16 protein-coding genes and 2 pseudogenes are annotated in these 18,692 nt (G+C 37.0%); 9 read left to right on the top strand and 9 right to left on the bottom strand.

What is annotated here, in order from left to right:
* Window positions 1–66: 66 nt before the first annotated feature.
* Entirely contained in the window at window positions 67–663 is a 597-nt protein-coding gene (locus tag I8T81_RS18785; RefSeq protein ID WP_198071849.1) for an undecaprenyl-diphosphatase, read from the bottom strand.
* Between the two features lie 136 nt (window positions 664–799).
* Here I8T81_RS18785 and I8T81_RS18780 point away from each other — a divergent pair, with 136 nt between their 5' ends.
* On the top strand, window positions 800–2,050 hold the full coding sequence (locus I8T81_RS18780) for a low temperature requirement protein A (RefSeq protein ID WP_198071848.1): 1,251 nt from the start codon (window positions 800–802) through the stop codon (window positions 2,048–2,050).
* Between the two features lie 69 nt (window positions 2,051–2,119).
* Here I8T81_RS18780 and mpl read toward each other — a convergent pair whose 3' ends face one another.
* Entirely contained in the window at window positions 2,120–3,493 is a 1,374-nt protein-coding gene (mpl, locus tag I8T81_RS18775) for a UDP-N-acetylmuramate:L-alanyl-gamma-D-glutamyl-meso-diaminopimelate ligase (RefSeq protein WP_198071847.1), read from the bottom strand.
* A 241-nt stretch (window positions 3,494–3,734) separates the two neighbouring features.
* Between mpl and I8T81_RS18770 the strand changes: the two genes are divergently transcribed.
* The 4 genes from I8T81_RS18770 to I8T81_RS18755 all read left to right on the top strand — a co-directional run bounded on the left by I8T81_RS18770 (window position 3,735) and on the right by I8T81_RS18755 (window position 7,909).
* A complete protein-coding gene (locus I8T81_RS18770; RefSeq protein WP_004711246.1) occupies window positions 3,735–4,097 on the top strand; it encodes a DMT family protein in 363 nt (120 codons plus the stop codon).
* 183 nt (window positions 4,098–4,280) lie between these two features.
* Complete coding sequence (purE, locus tag I8T81_RS18765) at window positions 4,281–4,793, top strand: 5-(carboxyamino)imidazole ribonucleotide mutase (RefSeq protein ID WP_000994663.1); 513 nt, start codon at window positions 4,281–4,283, stop codon at window positions 4,791–4,793.
* 9 nt (window positions 4,794–4,802) lie between these two features.
* The gene (locus I8T81_RS18760; RefSeq protein WP_198071846.1) at window positions 4,803–5,924 is read left to right on the top strand and encodes a 5-(carboxyamino)imidazole ribonucleotide synthase; all 1,122 of its coding nucleotides are present in this window, start codon (window positions 4,803–4,805) and stop codon (window positions 5,922–5,924) included.
* Window positions 5,925–6,610: 686 nt separating this feature from the next.
* On the top strand, window positions 6,611–7,909 hold the full coding sequence (locus I8T81_RS18755; RefSeq protein ID WP_198071845.1) for a lytic murein transglycosylase: 1,299 nt from the start codon (window positions 6,611–6,613) through the stop codon (window positions 7,907–7,909).
* Between the two features lie 63 nt (window positions 7,910–7,972).
* On the opposite strand, the gene I8T81_RS18750 is transcribed toward I8T81_RS18755, so the two are convergent.
* The 6 genes and pseudogenes from I8T81_RS18750 to I8T81_RS18725 all read right to left on the bottom strand — a co-directional run bounded on the left by I8T81_RS18750 (window position 7,973) and on the right by I8T81_RS18725 (window position 14,484).
* Complete coding sequence (locus I8T81_RS18750; RefSeq protein ID WP_077164428.1) at window positions 7,973–8,347, bottom strand: hypothetical protein; 375 nt, start codon at window positions 8,345–8,347, stop codon at window positions 7,973–7,975.
* A gap of 101 nt (window positions 8,348–8,448) precedes the next feature.
* A pseudogene (locus I8T81_RS18745) lies at window positions 8,449–9,459 on the bottom strand (M57 family metalloprotease).
* Between the two features lie 71 nt (window positions 9,460–9,530).
* Window positions 9,531–10,448 (bottom strand): matrixin family metalloprotease, encoded by a 918-nt coding sequence (locus tag I8T81_RS18740; RefSeq protein ID WP_198071844.1) that lies wholly within the window; start codon window positions 10,446–10,448, stop codon window positions 9,531–9,533.
* Window positions 10,449–10,779: 331 nt separating this feature from the next.
* The gene (gene dnaK, locus I8T81_RS18735) at window positions 10,780–12,720 is read right to left on the bottom strand and encodes a molecular chaperone DnaK (protein ID WP_019456665.1); all 1,941 of its coding nucleotides are present in this window, start codon (window positions 12,718–12,720) and stop codon (window positions 10,780–10,782) included.
* A gap of 152 nt (window positions 12,721–12,872) precedes the next feature.
* Window positions 12,873–13,427: a nucleotide exchange factor GrpE gene (grpE, locus tag I8T81_RS18730; RefSeq protein ID WP_039250138.1), complete on the bottom strand. Its 555-nt coding sequence runs from the start codon at window positions 13,425–13,427 to the stop codon at window positions 12,873–12,875.
* Between the two features lie 128 nt (window positions 13,428–13,555).
* Window positions 13,556–14,484, bottom strand: a pseudogene (locus tag I8T81_RS18725) (LysR family transcriptional regulator).
* A gap of 107 nt (window positions 14,485–14,591) precedes the next feature.
* Here I8T81_RS18725 and I8T81_RS18720 point away from each other — a divergent pair.
* Complete coding sequence (locus tag I8T81_RS18720; protein WP_004706149.1) at window positions 14,592–15,458, top strand: MBL fold metallo-hydrolase; 867 nt, start codon at window positions 14,592–14,594, stop codon at window positions 15,456–15,458.
* A 392-nt stretch (window positions 15,459–15,850) separates the two neighbouring features.
* The gene (locus I8T81_RS18715; protein ID WP_004706148.1) at window positions 15,851–16,081 is read left to right on the top strand and encodes a hypothetical protein; all 231 of its coding nucleotides are present in this window, start codon (window positions 15,851–15,853) and stop codon (window positions 16,079–16,081) included.
* A 170-nt stretch (window positions 16,082–16,251) separates the two neighbouring features.
* Here I8T81_RS18715 and I8T81_RS18710 read toward each other — a convergent pair whose 3' ends face one another.
* The gene (locus tag I8T81_RS18710) at window positions 16,252–16,578 is read right to left on the bottom strand and encodes a hypothetical protein (RefSeq protein WP_019456661.1); all 327 of its coding nucleotides are present in this window, start codon (window positions 16,576–16,578) and stop codon (window positions 16,252–16,254) included.
* Window positions 16,579–16,788: 210 nt separating this feature from the next.
* On the opposite strand from I8T81_RS18710, the gene I8T81_RS18705 reads away from it, so the two are divergent.
* Both I8T81_RS18705 and I8T81_RS18700 read left to right on the top strand, forming a co-directional pair.
* On the top strand, window positions 16,789–17,859 hold the full coding sequence (locus I8T81_RS18705; protein WP_198071843.1) for an alpha/beta hydrolase: 1,071 nt from the start codon (window positions 16,789–16,791) through the stop codon (window positions 17,857–17,859).
* 145 nt (window positions 17,860–18,004) lie between these two features.
* Window positions 18,005–18,562 carry a peptidylprolyl isomerase gene (locus I8T81_RS18700; RefSeq protein WP_191010682.1) on the top strand — a complete coding sequence of 186 codons (558 nt, stop codon included), beginning with the start codon at window positions 18,005–18,007 and terminating at the stop codon, window positions 18,560–18,562.
* Window positions 18,563–18,692 lie beyond the last annotated feature (130 nt).

Here is an 18,692-nt window from a genome sequence, read left to right as displayed (position 1 = left end):
GGCAGATTTTTTTGTATTACGCAACTGAACTTAATGTCGTAGCGTGAATACCAAAAGTTCTATGGATTATTTAATCAAACCACGATCTAAAAGTGGTTTACATATAATCTGGTAAAGGTGAATAAAGAATGCGGTCAAACTTGTACCGTAAGCATTCCAGAAGTAATAACCTGCCGTATTGACCAGAAGCGCGACAATAAAAGCACCCAACATATCTAAAGGGAAATGCACACCTAAATAAATACGTGACCATGCCACCACAAATGACAAAAATAAAAGAATCATTCCAATTATTTTGCGCTGAGCAAACAAATAAGATAGCGAGATGCTGCTAAAAATTAGCATATGATTACTTGGAAAAGACGCTGTTGGTGCATGTTCAATAAACGTGGTGCCCACACCCATCACAAATGGTCTTGGATGGTGATAAAACAGAGAAATAATATAACCCACTAAAAGTGATATGCAGGTTAAAAAGACAGATTTAATGACCCTATTTTTTAAATCTTGATCGCCGTAGAACCATAAAAATGTAAGGATGAATAACAGGATATATAGGAGATCATTAGCAAAAAAGATAGCAAGACGAATGATAAATTGACTCGCATCCTGAGCACCATTGATGACATGGAATAAGCTAAGGTTGAGTGTTTCTAAAGACATTCATATTCCAAACAAGAACAAAAAACGTGGGCTATGATAAAGAATTAAGCCTGTTGTCTTGATAAAGAATTGTCACAAAAATGAAATATAGTTTGTTTGTGACTAAAGATTAAACAGCAGGTCTAGATATTTTTTAATGCGTGTTCTGGGCGTTAATATTAAAGTGTTAACGTGTTGGCACTTTATTCGAGAACGTTATTTTATGACTACTCAAGAAAAACAGAAAAAATTAAGTTTGAGGCCTTTATCTCCAAGAGATCCTAAACAGCCGCATAGAGCAGCAACTCCCCTCGAATTATTGTTCGATTTAATTTTTGTGGTCGCGATTGCAACAGCAGGTCAGCAGTTACACCACGCGATTATTGAAAATCATCTCTGGCATGCACTGCCAAGCTACCTAATGGTGTTTTTTGCGCTGTGGTGGGCATGGATGAATTTTTCATGGTTTGCCTCAGCTTACGATAATGATGATGCATTGTATCGGTGCCTTACTTTTGTACAGATTGTAGGTTCATTGGTGATGGCTGCAGGTATTCCTGATGTGTTTCGTAGTCAGGATTTTGACATCATTATTGTGGGCTATGTGATTATGCGCTTGGCTTTAGTCACCCAGTGGCTCCGAGCAGCAAAACATGATCCTGAACGGCGAGTTACGGCTTATCGCTATGCGATCGGTATAGTCTTAGTACAAATTGGCTGGCTTGTGGCTAACTTTGCTCATGTCCTTTCTATACCTCTATTTTTATGTCTAGCTGTGCTCGAGTTATTTGTTCCGATCTATGCAGAAAAACATTCGCCTACGCCGTGGCATCCTCATCATATTGTAGAGCGCTATGCTCTCCTCACTATTATTGTTTTAGGCGAATCAATCGTAGGTAGTTTTAATGCCATACGTGATGCGCTTGCGGCACAATCTATCAATATTCCAGCTGTTTTCTTAATGATTGGTGGATTGATGCTCATGTTTGCAATGTGGTGGGCTTACTTTGATCGCAGTGAACAGCATCATCATTTTAAAGGTGTACGCCCATTTGTATGGGGTTATGGTCATTATTTTGTTTTTGTGAGTATTGCTGCGGTGGGTGCTGCGCTTGCCGCCGCCGTGGATGTCACGACCCATCATGCACATATTTCTGATTTATATATGGGTGTAATTGTCGCAGTGAGTGTGGTGCTTTATACCACTTGTATCTGGATGTTATACGAGTTTGAATGTTTAGCTGGAATTTCTAAATGGTTTTATCCTATTACTGCACTCATTATTTTATGTATTCCATTTATTTGTAATAACGTGGGATATAGCGTATTTGCGATGGGTATTGTCTATACGCTACGTTTATTCATCTCGAATAAATTTATAGAAGATATAGAGCCAAAGCAGGTTTAAAGACCATTAAACTAAAAAAACGGGTTTCATATAGAAACCCGTTTTTTATTGAATTATCTAGAGCGGAAGTTAAGCAGCTTTTGCTTTTAATGCGCTTATAAGTTTTTGATGTAAGCCACCAAAGCCACCATTAGACATAATCACCACAGCATCACCCTCACCTGCTTCATTAACAATACGGTTAATAATTTCATCAAGTGAACGGCTGACTTGAGCACGGTTTGATGCAGCTTCAATTACAGGTTGTAAATCCCAGTCTAAACCTTCTGGCTGGTACCAGATAACGTCATCTGCTAAGCGTGCTGAATGCGCTAAGCCATCCTTATGGCTGCCCATACGCATGGTATTTGAACGCGGTTCAATAATAGCCCATAAACGGCGTTCACCTAAGCGTTTGCGTGCGCCATCTAAAGTGGTGTCAATTGCTGTTGGATGGTGCGCGAAGTCATCATAAACCTCAATACCATTCACGGTACCGAGTAACTCCATACGGCGTTTCACACCGCCAAAGTTAGATAAAGCTTCACAAGCTGTTGCAAGTGCAACGCCCACATGTTGAGCTGCTGCAATGGTTGCCAAAGCATTCGCTACGCTATGTTGCCCTGTCATAGACCATTTCACTTCACCAACGGCATTACCATTTTCGAGGACTTTAAAATGGCTGCCATCAATTGAAATTAATTCGGTAGACAATGCAGCTTTTTCATTTGCTTCTAAACTTGTACGAATCACTGGCGTCCAGCAACCCATTTCAAGCACTTCATCAATATGAGTTTCAGTAATTGGCGCAATAATACGGCCTTCACTTGGAATGGTACGAACAAGATGATGGAACTGTTTTTGAATTGCTGCTAAGTCATCAAAAATATCGGCGTGGTCAAATTCAAGGTTATTTAAAATTGCCGTTTTTGGATGATAATGAACAAACTTAGAACGTTTATCAAAGAAAGCTGAGTCATATTCATCAGCTTCAACGCAGAAGTATTTTCCACCGCCTAAACGAGCGCTTTCACTAAAACCAAGTGGAACACCACCAATTAAAAAGCCTGGATTTAAACCAGCCTGATCAAGTACCCAAGCGAGCATGGTGGTAGTCGTGGTTTTACCATGAGTACCCGCTACACCAAGTACATGTTTACCTTGTAAAACGTGATCTGCAAGGAACTGTGGACCAGAAATATATGGCAGGCCTTCATTAAGCATGTATTCCACGGCATCAATACCACGTTTCATGGCGTTGCCGACAATAACCAAATCTGGATGAGGCTGTAAATGGCTACGGTCATAGCCTTGCATGAGTTCAATACCTGCGTTTTCTAACTGGGTAGACATTGGCGGGTAAACGTTTGAATCGGAACCTGTTACCTTATGTCCTAAATCACGAGCTAAAAGTGCTAAAGAGCCCATAAAAGTGCCACAAATACCCAAGATATGCAGATGCATTGCTCGCCTTCTCCACTGCTTTTGTACACAGTATAAATATGATTTACTGTGGTTTCATTATTGATAAATTTGCCAGCAACGATAGCAAGGCTCAACTGGAAAAGATAGTCAAAATTCGTTGTTGTTCTATGTGTTTGAGATGCCTATAAACGGACAGCTTTATTTTTTAGATTTAAGCTGAATTACAGTTTTATCTTTTATAATATTTTTGATCCATATTAATACTTATATCATCGTAATGATGAAGGATGTGCCTTTGAGCCCAACGGTTTTAGCTTTTGTGCTATTAATTATTTCGAACTGTTTTATGACACTTGCATGGTATGGGCATCTTAAGTTTTTGCACCATGCTCCATTCTGGCAAGCGATTTTATTCGGTTGGATTATTGCCCTACTGGAATATAGTTTTATGATTCCAGCAACTCGAATCTTGAGTGACCAAAATTGGACCTTGGGTGAAATGAAAATTACCCAAGAAGTGGTTACGCTTATTGTATTTGTGCCATTTATGGTGTTGCTATTTAAGCAGCCATTCAAATTGGACTATGTTTGGGCCATGTTATGCCTGTTTGGTTGTGTCTATTTTGTATTTAGAAGCCAGTAAAATTATTTGAAATTGGGTTTTCAGACAGATCGTTGTTAAATCCATCGGATTCACGCTTTTTCCTCATAAACTTGGGCTTTGGGGTGAGTGAAAAAACAGCTATAATATTGGCCTCATCTTTTTCTCTCATGCTTGGCTTGGTACAAGTCGAGTTTTTACCATTTTTACGCTTTGGAAATGCCAATGAACGCGGTCGCAACAGATACCCAACCTTTAGTCGGAATTATCATGGGTTCCCAGTCCGATTGGGCAACGCTTGAACATACTGCCAATATGCTTAAACAGCTTGGTGTCCCATTTGAAGCGGAAGTGGTATCTGCTCACCGTACGCCAGACCGTTTATTTGAATACGCAGAAACTGCGCGTGATCGTGGAATTCAAGTGATTATTGCCGGTGCTGGTGGCGCTGCGCATTTACCGGGTATGTGTGCGGCAAAAACTGACTTACCTGTGTTGGGTGTACCAGTTAAATCATCAATTTTAAATGGTGTAGATTCATTACTTTCAATCGTACAAATGCCAGCAGGTATCGCAGTCGGTACTTTGGCAATTGGCCCAGCTGGTGCGACTAATGCTGCGATTATGGCTGCTCAAATCTTAGGTTTAACTCGTCCTGAAATCGCAAAAAATGTTGCAGATTTCCGTGCTGCGCAAACTGATAAAGTTGCAAGCAACAATATTCCGGGACAGGTTTAAGAGGCTGAAATGGATAAAACTATCGGTATTTTTGGTGGTGGGCAATTGGGCCGTATGATGGCGCAAGCAGCGTTACCATTAAATATTCAATGTACTTTTTTTGAAGCAAATACAGATTGTCCAGCAGGTGTTTTAGGCCAAGTTTTTTCTAGCCAAGATGAACAAGGTTTAAAGCAGTTTATTGAAAGTGCTGATGTTTTTAGTCTTGAGTTTGAAAATACGCCGGTTGCGGACGTAGATGTTTTAACACAAACCAAAACATTGCACCCTCCCCGTATTGCTTTAGCAACTGCACAAAATCGTTTGTCAGAAAAAGCATTGTTTGATGAACTTGCGATTCCTGTTGCGCCGTATCGTGCTGTAGACAGCCTAGAAAGCTTAAAAAAAGCTGTTGCTGAGCTTGGTTTACCAATTGTGCTCAAGACAGCAACTGGTGGATATGATGGCAAAGGTCAGTTTGTACTTCGTTCAGAAGACCAAATTGATACAGCTTGGGCAGAGCTTGGTCCTGCAAAAAGCTTAGTTGCTGAAAGCTTTGTGAAGTTTTCTCGCGAAGTTTCGATTATTGCAGTACGTGGTCAAAATGGTGAAGTGAAGACTTGGCCATTGGCTGAAAACCACCATCACAACGGTATTTTGTCGCACTCAATCGTACCTGCACCGAATAGTGAAGCTCTACAACCTGTTGCTCAAGACTACATTACGCGTTTGTTAAATCATCTCAACTATGTAGGTGTGCTAACTCTCGAGCTATTTGTGACAGAACAAGGCTTATGTGCAAATGAGATGGCACCACGTGTGCATAACTCAGGCCACTGGTCAATTGAAGGCGCTGTATGTTCACAGTTTGAAAACCATATTAGAGCTGTTGCAGGGTTACCATTGGGGTCAACAGACGTTGTTCGCCCAACGGTTATGATCAATATTATTGGTCAGCATCCTAAAACTGACGATGTTTTAGCACTAAATGGCGCTCATCTGCACCTTTATAACAAATCAGAACGTGCTGGCCGTAAGTTAGGCCATATTACCTTAATGCCTGTGGATAGTAATGAATTGACGAATTTATGCCGTCAATTAGCGAAAATTTTGCCAGAACCACTCGCATTAACAGCTGATATGACCATTTAATTCAGTTAAAATTTGCAAAAAAGCGATCTTCGGATCGCTTTTTTTATCTTTTAAATTTAAAAAAATTAAAAAATCTAATATTGTCCTGCTGTGGATAACTTCTATTGAGCTTTTGAATTTAAATAAGGGTTGTAATTTTGAATTTAAAAATAGAATAAGTTGTTTTTGGTGGTTTTGAATTTAAAATAAGTTATCCCCAATACCTAAAGTTTGAATTTAAATCGGGTCTCTAGCTTATGCGCGTTTTGAATTTAAAAAGATGCGTGTTATCTGAGTGGTATTTTGAATTTAAAACTATATCTAACTTTTAAATTCAAAACATGTATCCATGAGTGGTGAGGGGCTTGTAGCGTATAAAGATGATGAAAGATATAGAGAATATAGGGATTTCGGCAGTTTAGTGTGTGGTTTTATAAGTTATCCACAGTTGGTTTATGGTTTGAATATTTAAATTTAAACTGATGTTTTGAATTTAAAGTATGGATGCGATTTTTGAATTTAAAAATAATTAATCTGATGTTGGAAGTTTTAAATTTAAAACTGGATGCAAAATTTGAATTTAAAACTCTGGAAATGAATTTAAAGAAGGAATTATGAATTCAAATTTACGATTTCTCTCTGAAAATTTTGAGTCCATAATGGTATGGTAAAGACAAATTTAAATTTAAAAATTGAACTAGGATAATATGCGACGTTTTTCTTGTATTGTTGGGTCTATATTTTTGACAATGACTCAGGCTCAAGCAGAGCTGATAATTAATGGTTCTACTTCTACAATATCTAGTAATGCAACAGTTCCTGTAACGAATAGCAATACTTACACGCCTAATAATAATTTTCAGAGTTGTTTGGCAAATTTACGTTCGCAAGCGATTGCTGCGGGTGTTTCGGGTAGCACGTATGACCGTTATACACAAAATTTAACGCCGGACTACTCAGTAATTGATAAGTTAAATTATCAGCCAGAGTTTTCGACACCAATTTGGGACTATTTATCTGGTCTTGTAGATGAAGAACGTGTTGAGCTTGGGAAACAAAAATTAGCGCAATATCGTGATGTTTTAAATCGTGCCTCTCAAGTTTATGGCGTACCGCCTGAAACAATTGTGGCAGTGTGGGGCGTTGAAAGTAATTTTGGCGATATTTCTGGAAAATATCCTTTATTGCAGGCACTTGGAACATTAAGTTGTGAAGGGCGCCGGCAAAGTTATTTCCGGACAGAATTTTTTGCCACTATGCGTATTTTGCAACGCGGTGATTTAACTGAAGATCAACTTAAAGGTTCATGGGCAGGCGCATTCGGTCATACACAGTTTATGCCATCAACTTATGAACGCTTAGCTGTTGATTTTGATGGTGATGGTCGTCGTGATTTAGTATCTAGCACAGCAGATGCATTGGCATCAACAGCTAATTTCTTGAATAAAGCTGGTTGGCAAACGGGTATGCCATGGGGCTTTGAAGTCAAAATCCCAGCAGGTATGTCAATTGATGGAGAAGGGCGTCGCTCTAAAAAATCATTGAGTAGCTGGAATGCGCGTGGAGTAACACGAATTGATGGTACACCTTTAATTCAAGGTGCGTTGTCTGATAATACGCCTGCTGGTTTAATGGCACCAGCAGGAGCAAATGGCCCAATCTTTTTAGTATTTAAAAATTTTGATGCTATTTATAGTTATAACGCAGCAGAAAGTTATGGACTTGCGATAGCACATTTATCTGATCGTTTGAAAGGTGGTAAACCATTCGTTGCTTCTTGGCCAACAGATGACCCTGGTACTTCACGAGCAGAACGTCGAGAAATTCAGCAGTTTTTGATTAATCGTGGTTATGATATTGGTGCTGTGGATGGCTTAATTGGTGATAAAACTCGCGTTGCTATCCGTCAGGAACAAACTCGTTTAGGTTTAAATCCAAATGGACGGGCAGGGCAACAGATTTTACGTGCATTTCGCCAAGAGCAAGCTCGAAAAATGATGCAGTAATAACGATACCAAATAAAAAGGTCTGCATATGCAGACCTTTTTATTTAGCAGTTAAACTATGAATTAATCTAGCTTTACAGCTTCCAAAATGTCCAAAATAACTGAAGTGACATCTTGGCTTAAATCACGATCATTAAAGATTTCATAAGCAGTAATAGTGACATCAGTGTCACTTGGCAGCTGCTTTTGTTCTTCTTCGATTAAATGCTCGATAGGGAGTAAGGTTTGCTTAACTTCAAGATGTAAAATATCTTTATATTCAATATTTTCATCTTCAAGCTCAATTTCTTGCTCGTTAAAGTAAGGCAACAAAATAGAATGAAGGTACGGTTTAAGTTCAATAATATCAAATAGTTCGATATCTCGAGTTTGTTCAATCGTACTAATGTGGTCATTTACTTCAATCAGGATATGATAATAACTCATCTTGATCTCCATTCTATTTTAGTCAGCTCTTACAACCACAATAACATGACTTTGACATGAATTTCGATGTATCTACTTATAAAATAGATACATCATTGATGTTTCATATCTAATTATTGAGGTAAAGCGTTTAGTAGATCACGATCAGCGTCAGTTAAAACATTAGTTTTTTTATCACTGTCTTTGCGAACTGAGTACATTAAGGCACCAGGTTGATCGCTATGTTTCAAACCAAGCGCATGGCCTAACTCATGAGCAATCGTTAAACGTAAATCATCGATAGAGCTATATTCATAGATTGTGATTTGTTTACCGTTATAAATGCCTTTCTTAAATACATCAGCTTGTGCATTTTGCTTAAACTGATTTAAAGATTGATTGAACTTATCATTAATTTGGTTAAAGTGATTAACCTTTTTATTTAAGTCAGCAGCTTGTTGATTATAAGCAGCAATATCTTTCTTTAAAGCAACAGTCTGTTTCTGTAAATCTTTCTGAGTTTTACCAAGCGATTTTGCTGTGTATTCAGGTGCTAATTTACCTTGATTAAACTGCATCATTTGTTGATCAAAATTTTTCAACTTCTCATTTAAGATCTGTTTTTTGTTTTCAAGATCAGATTGGGTTTGACTTAAATTTTGCTTCAACTGTTTAATTTGCTGCTGTTCATCAATGATACGTTGTTGATCTTGTTTAAACTGAGCAGAAATTTTTTGACGCTCTGCTGAACGATTTTGACTGTCGTCATATACAAGACGAATTTCTAACTTTGCATTTGGGTCATAAGTAAAGTAATTTTTACCTGTTCCTTCTTTCCAAATATCAGCAGCTTGCTGAGTAATCTCAAGCAATTGATCTTGACTTAAACCAAAACGAGGATCAACTTCAGCAATTTTATATGTTAAATGTTGAGCATTTTTCTGCTGAACTTGAGTATTTGCAGAAGTAGCCAAGTGAGCATTGGCCTGAAAATTAGAGAAAGCAAAAGCTAAGCCTAATAACAAAGATGTTAAGCGCATAGTCGTCAGGGGGGAGATTTAAAAAAAACGTATTATAAGAATATAAAGTGAAAAATCAATCAAAAAATGTACAATTTGAATAAATAAATGAGACTTTAGTCTCATTATTTTTAACTTTTGAAAAATGAATTATTAGCAAAATTTAATTAATTTCTATTTTATTTAAGTGTTTAGTTTTAATGATTTTCGTTATTAGAACTATAAAATGAGCTTAGTAAATCTAAATCCGAATGTGTTAATTTGAAGTTGTGAATATCTTGCTCTTTTAAACGAGGATACATTAGAGACTTTGGGTCGGCTGTATGTTTTAGACCTAATGCATGTCCAAACTCATGAGCAAGGGTTAGGCGTAAATCATCGAATGAACTAAAACCATAAATCTGAATTTGATTATGACTGAATAAGCCTTTATGAAAAGTTTCTGGACCAACAGTCGTGGTTAAATTAATTTGTTTAATAGCTTCATTAAGCAGGCTTTGCTGTTGATTTATTTGCTTAATTTGAGAATTAAGACTTTCTATCTTATTGCTATGTTGAATAAATTTAGCTTTTAACTCTAATGATTGTTGATTTAACTGAGTTTGACGTTTGATTAAATCAACTTGATTGAATTTTCCCAAATTTCCTTGATTATAAAGAGTTACATCTTGCTGATATTGTTCAAATTTATTATTAAGCTGAAGTTTTTCTTCATTTAGAAGAACAGTTTCCTGATCTATTTGTTGTTTTAACAAATGAATAGCTTTATTTTTCTCCCGCCATTCTTCTTGCTGCTGTAATAACTTATTTATATTAATTTTTCTTTCATTTTGAGCAGTTTGATAATCATCAAACACTAAGTTAATTGTAAGCTCTGCTTGTGAGTCATAAATAAAATAAGTTTTTCCTGTTTCTTTCTGCCAGATTTCAGCAGCTTCTTGACCAATTTGCATAAATTGTTCTTTAGTAAGATGAAAGCGTGGATCTATGAAATCAATCTTATATTTTAAAGGCTGATTAAAAGTAACACTTGATAAGTTGCTTTGAGCAAAAGCAAATGTGTGTAAGCTCATACTTAAGTAAAAGCTCATTCCCCACCATAGAAATTTTTTCATGGCAAAATATAAATATTAATAAATTCTTATTGTTAGTGAGTAATTTAGATTCGTCAAAGTGATAAAGGAGGCCAAAGAAGGCGATCATTTTGTGATCTTGCTAAAGAAACGGAATAAATAAAACTATTTATTTGGCATTAATTTTAAAATTAATGGATTTAATAACAGTGGTTTTATTTTTTAAAAAATACAATAAATAATAAATAGTTAGTTTTTATAAGTGACTATTTTGACAATAAATTATTTCAAAAAATATATAAATTGCAATTGTTATTTTTTGTAAACAATAAAAAAACCGCGCTTTCGCGCGGTCTTTTTTTAAAGAGACAAATTATTTTTTGTCGTCTTTTACTTCTGTAAATTCAGCATCTACAACGCCATCATCAGCTTTTTGTTGACCAGCTTCACCGCCTTGGAATGCATTAGGATCAAAACCTTCAGCACCACCAGCTTGTTGCGCTTGTTCATAAGCACGTTGAGTGATAGGCATCAAAATGTTTTGTAAAGCTTCAGTTTTTGCTTTGATCGCTTCAACATCATTTTCTTTAGTTGCTGCTTCAAGTTCAGAAACCGCTGTGCTTACCGCTGTTTTTTCATCTTCAGTCACTTTGTCACCAAGATCTTTAACAGCTTTGTTCGAGCTTGAAATTAATGCATCAGCTTCGTTACGAGCTTTTGCGAGTTCTTCAAACTTACGGTCTTCCTCAGCATTCGCTTCAGCATCTCTAATCATCGCTTCGATTTCAGCATCAGACAATCCTGAGTTTGCTTTAATCTGAATCGATTGCTCTTTACCAGTGCTCTTGTCTTTCGCAGATACTTTCAAGATACCGTCAGCGTTGATGTCAAACGATACTTCAATTTGCGGCACACCACGTGGAGCAGGTGGGATATCGCCTAATTGGAAGTTACCCAACAATTTGTTTTGTTGAGCCATTTTACGTTCACCTTGGTAAACCGAAATATCTACAGCTGGTTGGTTATCAGCAGCAGTAGAGAACACTTGTGATTTCTTCGCAGGAATCGTCGTGTTTTTCTCAATGATTGGTGTTAATACACCGCCCATTGTTTCAATACCTAAAGTTAATGGTGTTACATCAAGAAGCAATACGTCATTCTTGTCACCAGACAATACAGCACCTTGAATTGCAGCACCAATTGCAACTGCTTCGTCAGGGTTCACGTCTTTACGTGGCTCTTTACCAAAGAATTCTTGTACTTTTTGTTGTACAAGCGGCATACGAGACTGACCACCAACCAAGATTACGTCAGAGATGTCAGAAGTCGAAAGACCAGCATCTTTAAGAGCAATACGGCAAGGTTCAATTGTACGAGCAACTAAGTCAGCAACTAAACCTTCAAGTTTTGCACGAGTTACATTGATCACTAAGTGTTTAGGACCAGTCGCATCAGCAGTGATGTATGGAAGGTTGATTTCAGTTGCATTTGATGAAGAAAGCTCGATTTTTGCTTTTTCAGCAGCTTCTTTCAAACGTTGTAACGCAAGTGGATCATTTTTCAAGTTCACACTTTGTTCTTTCTTGAATTCTTCAACCAAGTATTCAATTAACGCGTTATCAAAGTCTTCACCACCAAGGAAAGTATCACCGTTAGTTGATAACACTTCGATTTGTTGGTCGCCATCAAGGTCTGCGATTTCAATGATTGATACGTCAAAAGTACCACCACCTAAGTCGTAAACTGCAACTTTACGGTCGCCTTCTTTTTTGTCCATACCGAACGCAAGAGCCGCAGCAGTTGGTTCGTTAATGATGCGTTTAACATCTAAACCAGCAATTTTACCTGCATCTTTAGTTGCTTGACGTTGAGCATCGTTAAAGTAAGCAGGAACAGTAATAACTGCTTCTGTAACTGTTTCACCTAAATAATCTTCTGCAGTTTTCTTCATCTTTTTCAAGATTTCAGCAGAGATTTGTTGAGGTGCTAATTTTTTATCGTTTACTTCAACCCAAGCATCACCATTGTCTGCTTTGATGATTTTATACGGTACAAGACCAATGTCTTTTTGTACTGCTTGATCTTCATAACGACGACCAATTAAACGCTTGATCGCGAATAATGTATTTTTAGGGTTTGTTACTGCCTGACGCTTAGCGCTTTGACCAACTAAAATCTCGCCATCTTTATAAGCAATGATCGATGGAGTTGTACGTGCGCCTTCAGCGTTTTCGATTACTTTTACTTTATCGCCTTCAAGTACAGCAACACATGAGTTGGTAGTACCTAAGTCAATACCAATAATTTTTGCCATTTGGTGTGTTCCTCTAAAATTCTGTTGCAATGTTTTGCTTGTTATTCGATATGAGAGTCAATCGGTTTTTTTCAAGCATTTTTATGAAAAAAAATCAAAAAACTCTCAAATTCTTGTGCTTTTAGCAAAGCGAAGCTTCGCTTTTGTTCGTTTTATTGACCAACCATAACCATAGCAGGGCGCAACAAACGACCATTTAAGGTATAGCCTTTTTGTAAAACGGTGCCGATTTCATTGGCTTTGGCATTTGGATCAATGCCAACAGCTTGATGTAAATCTGCGTTGAATCCATTTTGAGTATCAGCTTCTACAACGCCAAATTTCTCAAGAGTTGTTAATAGTGACTTCAAGGTTAGCTTAATACCTTCAAGTACTGGTGTTTCTTCACCACCAGCAGCCTGAATTGCACGTTCTAAATTGTCGACAGAGTCCAACAATTCTTTTGCAAATTTTTCAAGCACAGTTTCTTTATGCTTCTCAGACTCACGTTGAATACGCTCTACACTTTTTTGTGCTTCATAAACTGCATTTGCTGTACGAGCTTTTTCCAGCTTAAGATTTTCTTCTAGTTTGGTGATTTGCGCTTGTAAAGATTCAACGGTAACGTCGTTTGCTTGCTCTACACCTTCAGCTTGAGTTTGCTCGTTAGATTGCTCAGCTTGCTCATTTTGAATGTCTTGAGCTTGCTCATTTTGCTCATTAGCCATTGATGATCTCCGTTTAAATGGGTTTTTAAACATGTACAGTCCTTTTTGGCATCAGTATTTACTGTGTAAAACCTGAACTGCCATGCATATGCTGTAATTCATTAATAGGGATGAAGTATGGGCATTGCCTAAAAATTCAAGCGTACACGGCAATTTAAAGCTTTTAATTTTGCGGTTTTAAGTAAAAATCTAAATTTTCGATCATAAAAGCAATAAATTCTTGAGTAATTCGAGGTAAATGTTGTCTAGAGGCATACACGATCGACAAGCTTAGATCGGGAGCCATAAAATTTTTAAATAAAGCGGTTAGGCGTTTTTCTTTTAAATCTTTTTCAACTAATAATGACGGTAACATAGCGACTCCCTGTGCATGTAAACACATATCGTAAAGCGCATTTACATCATTACTTTTAAAGGTCACATTCAAAGGATAGTTCTGAGGTTGTTGTTCATTATCAAATAGTGTCCAGTATTGGTGCTGACTATGATGAGCAATACATTCATGCTGAATCAGCTGACGAGGATGGAGCAGGGGACTGTGTTGTTTTAAATAATCTGGATGAGCACAGAAAACGGACTCGATCTGACAAACTGGTCGTGCAATTAAACCATCGGCTACCTTTTGGGTAATACGTAACGCTAAATCCACTTGTGCATCTATAAGATCCATAGTGTTTTCAGTCAAATAAACATCGAAATTAATATGCGGATGCTGACGTTTAAATTGGCGAATACATTCTGCTACTCCAAGTTCAAACAAAAATAAACCGCATGTAAAACGGATTGTACCGTTATGTTGCTCAGGCGCTGCGAGCTCTTGTAAAAGTTGTTGTTGTTGTAAAATATTTTCACAGTAGAGCAGAGCTTTCTCACCTGCGGGAGTGAGGGATATTTTTCGGGTATTTCTCTGAAAAAGTCGAGTTGAGAATGTATGTTCAAGATGCTCAAGATAACGTGAAACCATGGCGCGAGAATAATTAAGATGTTCTGCGGCTTTGGTCAAATTGCCATGTTGTGCAATAGAAACAAAGACCTGAATCGCTTTTAAAGTATCCATATGTCTAGCTATTATTACAATATATGCAACAGTTTATCTTAAATTAGTGCATTTATCTTACATAAATTGCAATTTAAAGTGTTCTTCATGAAACAGGAGAATACCTAATGAAATTATTTAAATTAACAGCTTCTGCGCTTACTACTGCAACGGCATTAACTATGGCTCAGTCAGCTTTTGCTCAAGATCTCAAAATTCAGAGTTTTCTGGCTAAACCCGAACATTTTGGCGTGACTTCTACTTTAATTGAAGGCGATAAAGAAGTTCTATTGGTTAATGCGCAATTCTCAAAATCTGAAGCATTGCGCATTGCCGCAAATATTCTAGATAGCGGTAAAACGTTAAAAACAATTTTTGTAAGCTATGGCGACCCAGACTATTACTTTGGTTTAGATGTATTTAAACAGTATTTCCCGAATGTACAGATTATTGCCACTCCAGAAACAGTAAAGCATATTCAGGATACTCAAGCGCTTAAAGTTAAATATTGGGGACCACAAATGGGTGCAAATGCACCTAGCCAAATTATTGTGCCTCAAGCTTATACAGCTAAAACTTTAAAACTTGAAAATGAATCAATCGAAATTAAAGGTAAAAAAGAACTTACCTATTTATGGGTACCGTCTGCAAAAGCAGTAGTAGGGGGAATCCCTGTGTCTTCAGGCATTCATTTATGGATGGCCGATACTCCTAAAACTAAAGATCGTGCGGAAGTTATTCAATCCTTAGAAAGTATCAAAGCCCTTCAGCCTAAAATTGTTGTGCCTGCACATATGGTTGAGGGAGCTCCACAAGGTCTCGATGCGGTTAATTTCTCGATTAACTATTTAAATAGTTATGAAAAGGCAGCTAAAGCAACTAAAAACTCTGCTGAGTTGAGCAAAGTTATGCAAAAGCAATATCCAACTCTTCAAAGTGTTGATAGCTTAGAGTTAGGGGCTAAAGTTGTAAAAGGTGAAATGCAGTGGCCATAATTTAATGTTTAAGCCATATTCACTTTCAAAAAAAGTCGCGATCATTCGCGGCTTTTTTATGAGTAAACCACTTTTAAGGGTAAAAAAGCTCTGTAACAGTCTACGTACCTTATATAGCGTTTCTATAAATGGAAAAATTTTAAATATAAGGGCTCAGCAGAATAAAAAGAAAAAATTGATAAAATTAAACAAACGTTTATCTATGGTTTAATTTATAAAATAGATTGGTCAGATTAAAAAATTGAATTTAATAAAAAATTGCAGAATTTGTACTTCTATTACTAGAAAAGACAACCAATGATACGCACGCCAGAAAAAAAAATTGTGAATTATAGGCAGCGCGAAGATGAACTTTGCATTTAAACGTTTGTCGTAATGAAAGGAAAGTGATTATGAAAAAATTAGGTCTTATCTCTGTAGTGCTTGCTGGTGTCGCTTTTACAGCTGTTGGTTGTGCATCTGAAGCCGGTTTAAACGCATCAGGTTCTGCTCAAACAAGTGCTAGCCCATCTGGGGTACAAGCAGGTGCTGGTATTGATGCAGGTGTTTCTGGTCAAGCACAACCAGGTCAAGTAGATGCTGGTGCTTCTGGTTCAGTTTCAGGCTCTGCAACTGCTCAGTAATTTGCTGCTAAAAATAAGAGATATGAGTTTATAGAACATATATGTTCAAGATGCCAATACATATATGAAATGAGCTGCTACTCATTTTTCTATAGATTAGAGAGAATTTATATTCCTCAAAAAAGCCCCAAAAGACTTATTTCTTTGGGGCTTTTTATATAGTAGTAAGTTTAGTCATCATGACGATAATCTCGGCGATCATGATCTCGATCTTCTACCCGTTTTTTATCCCAGTCACGGTGTCTTTTATCCCATTCACGACGATCTTTTTCTTGTTCACGAATATCTTTACGTTGTTGTTCGTATACTCGTTGACGCTCTTCCCAACGCTTCCGTTCCCAATCATTATATCGACGTTGATCATCACGATCATAGCGGCGATCATGGTCATGATAAACGTATCCGCCACCACGATAATAAGGATCATCTGGGTAAGCAACACAGCCTACAGTTAAAAGACTGGTTGCTAACATAGTAACAACTAGTTTTGCTGACATAGCGGTACCTCTTTTTGTCTGTTAACAATAATTGGCAAAAAAGTCCTGTTTTAATCGACAGATTTGTTAATGACATTTGCTATAAATCAGATTAGCGTAGATTGGTTTTTACCTTTGTATCTTGATTGCATGAGTTGTATGCGAATATAGTCAAACAACAAAGAATTCTGTAGAAAATATGAAGGATAAGAGGGATTCAAGGAGACAGGCATGACAGCATTTAATCAAAAAATTCAAACATTGCTAGATAAAGGGCAAGGCCCTGCTGCTCGAGCACTCGATAGGTTGCCTCGACTAGCCCAAGAGTCTCTTGCGAAAATTTTAGGATATTCTTATCAGTATCCAGATCTCGATTCATTTACTAAATGCATGATGGCTGTGCAAATTAAACAGGGGAAAGAGGGCTTTATTGGCTCTGACCCCATTCAATCAAGAAGAATGTTTGATGCACAAATGCAGGCTATACGCCAAAAACCAACTTATATTAATTCAGTAGAGGATATTCGCCTACCACTACAAAGCGGGACAATCTTTGCCAGACATTATCATCCTGCTCCTAACAAGAAATTGCCATTAATCGTGTTTTATCACGGAGGTGGTTTTGTCGTAGGTGGTTTAGATACCCATGATGAGGTTTGTCGTTTATTAGCTAAATATGCAAAAGTACAGGTACTCAGTATCGACTATCCTCTTGCTCCAGAAGTTTCACCACAACATTTAATTCGGTCATGTGAAGATGCATTAGCATGGGTTTATCAAAACCGCAGACAATTAAAAATTTTAAAAAATAGAATAGCGGTCGCAGGGGACAGTGCTGGTGGAAATATTAGTACTGTTGTAGCGCAAAGATCAGTAAATAAAGCTTATGCTCCGCAAGCACAATTACTTATTTATCCAACAGTGGATTTCAAAAGCAGACATCCTTCTTTTTATGCTTATAACGAAGGGTTGGTTTTAACAAATACCGATATTGATTACGTCACACAATATTATGCAACTCAGCATAATGTAGAACTTGACGATCCAATTATTTCACCTACCTATGGCAATCTAAAGAAAAATCCACCAGCTTTTGTGATTACAGCTGGACATGATGTCTTACATGACGAAGCAAAAATATATAGTCATAAGTTAAGACAAAATGGCGTGAAAATGCATTACGAAGAATTTCCAGAACAGACTCATGGTTTTATTAATCTGACACCAATTTCTAGAAAAGCTAAACGCTATACTACCGAAATTAGTAAAAACTTTAGAAAATTCTGGGATAAAAATAGTTAAACAAACACAATAATCCATGTTTCACGTGGAACATGGATTACTTAGAAAATAGAATTAAAATTCTTAATAAATACTCACTAGAATTCTTTGCTGTAGACGATTAGATTTAATGATTATCTTTTTATAAATTTTATTGTAGGAAAATATGAAAAAGCTATTGATGTTGTTTTGTCTAGGTCTAAGTAGTCACTCAGTATGGGCTAATAGCTTAGTTGAGATGCAAACAAATTTAGGCAACATCGAAATAGAGTTATATGATGACAAAGCACCGATTAGTGTGAATAACTTTAAAAGCTATATAAAGTCTGGTTTCTATAAAGAGACAATCTTTCATCGTGTGATTCCAGGTTTCATGGCACAAGGTGGTGGCATGACTGCAAATATGCAGGAAAAGACAACACGAGCGCCTATTAAGAATGAAGCAGGAAATGGTATTGCAAATACGCGTGGTACTTTAGCCATGGCTCGTACATCAGATCCAGATTCAGCTACTAGCCAGTTTTTTATAAATGTTGCAGATAATAAATTTCTTAACCGTTCACCGGGAAATCCTGGGTATGCCGTTTTTGGTAAAGTGATAAAAGGAATGGATGTAGTTGATCGTATTGTTCAGGTTCCTACATCAAACTATGGCATGCATCAAAACGTGCCAAAACAGCCTATAAAAATTGTAGATATAAAGATCAAAACATCGAAAAAATAAATTAATGATATAAATCAAATATTTAATAATTTTATAAACTTTATTTGAGTGAAAAAGAACCGGTCGAGCACTGATATTTATAAAAGTGCTTGCGTACCGGTTTTTTTTCCCTATAATGCACTCATCCCGA

It is taken from the genome of Acinetobacter seifertii (genome assembly GCF_016064815.1).
Lineage (GTDB): Bacteria > Pseudomonadota > Gammaproteobacteria > Pseudomonadales > Moraxellaceae > Acinetobacter > Acinetobacter seifertii.
The sequence above is the reverse complement of the archived record's forward strand: the minus strand, read 5'-3'. Positions and strand labels throughout refer to the sequence as shown.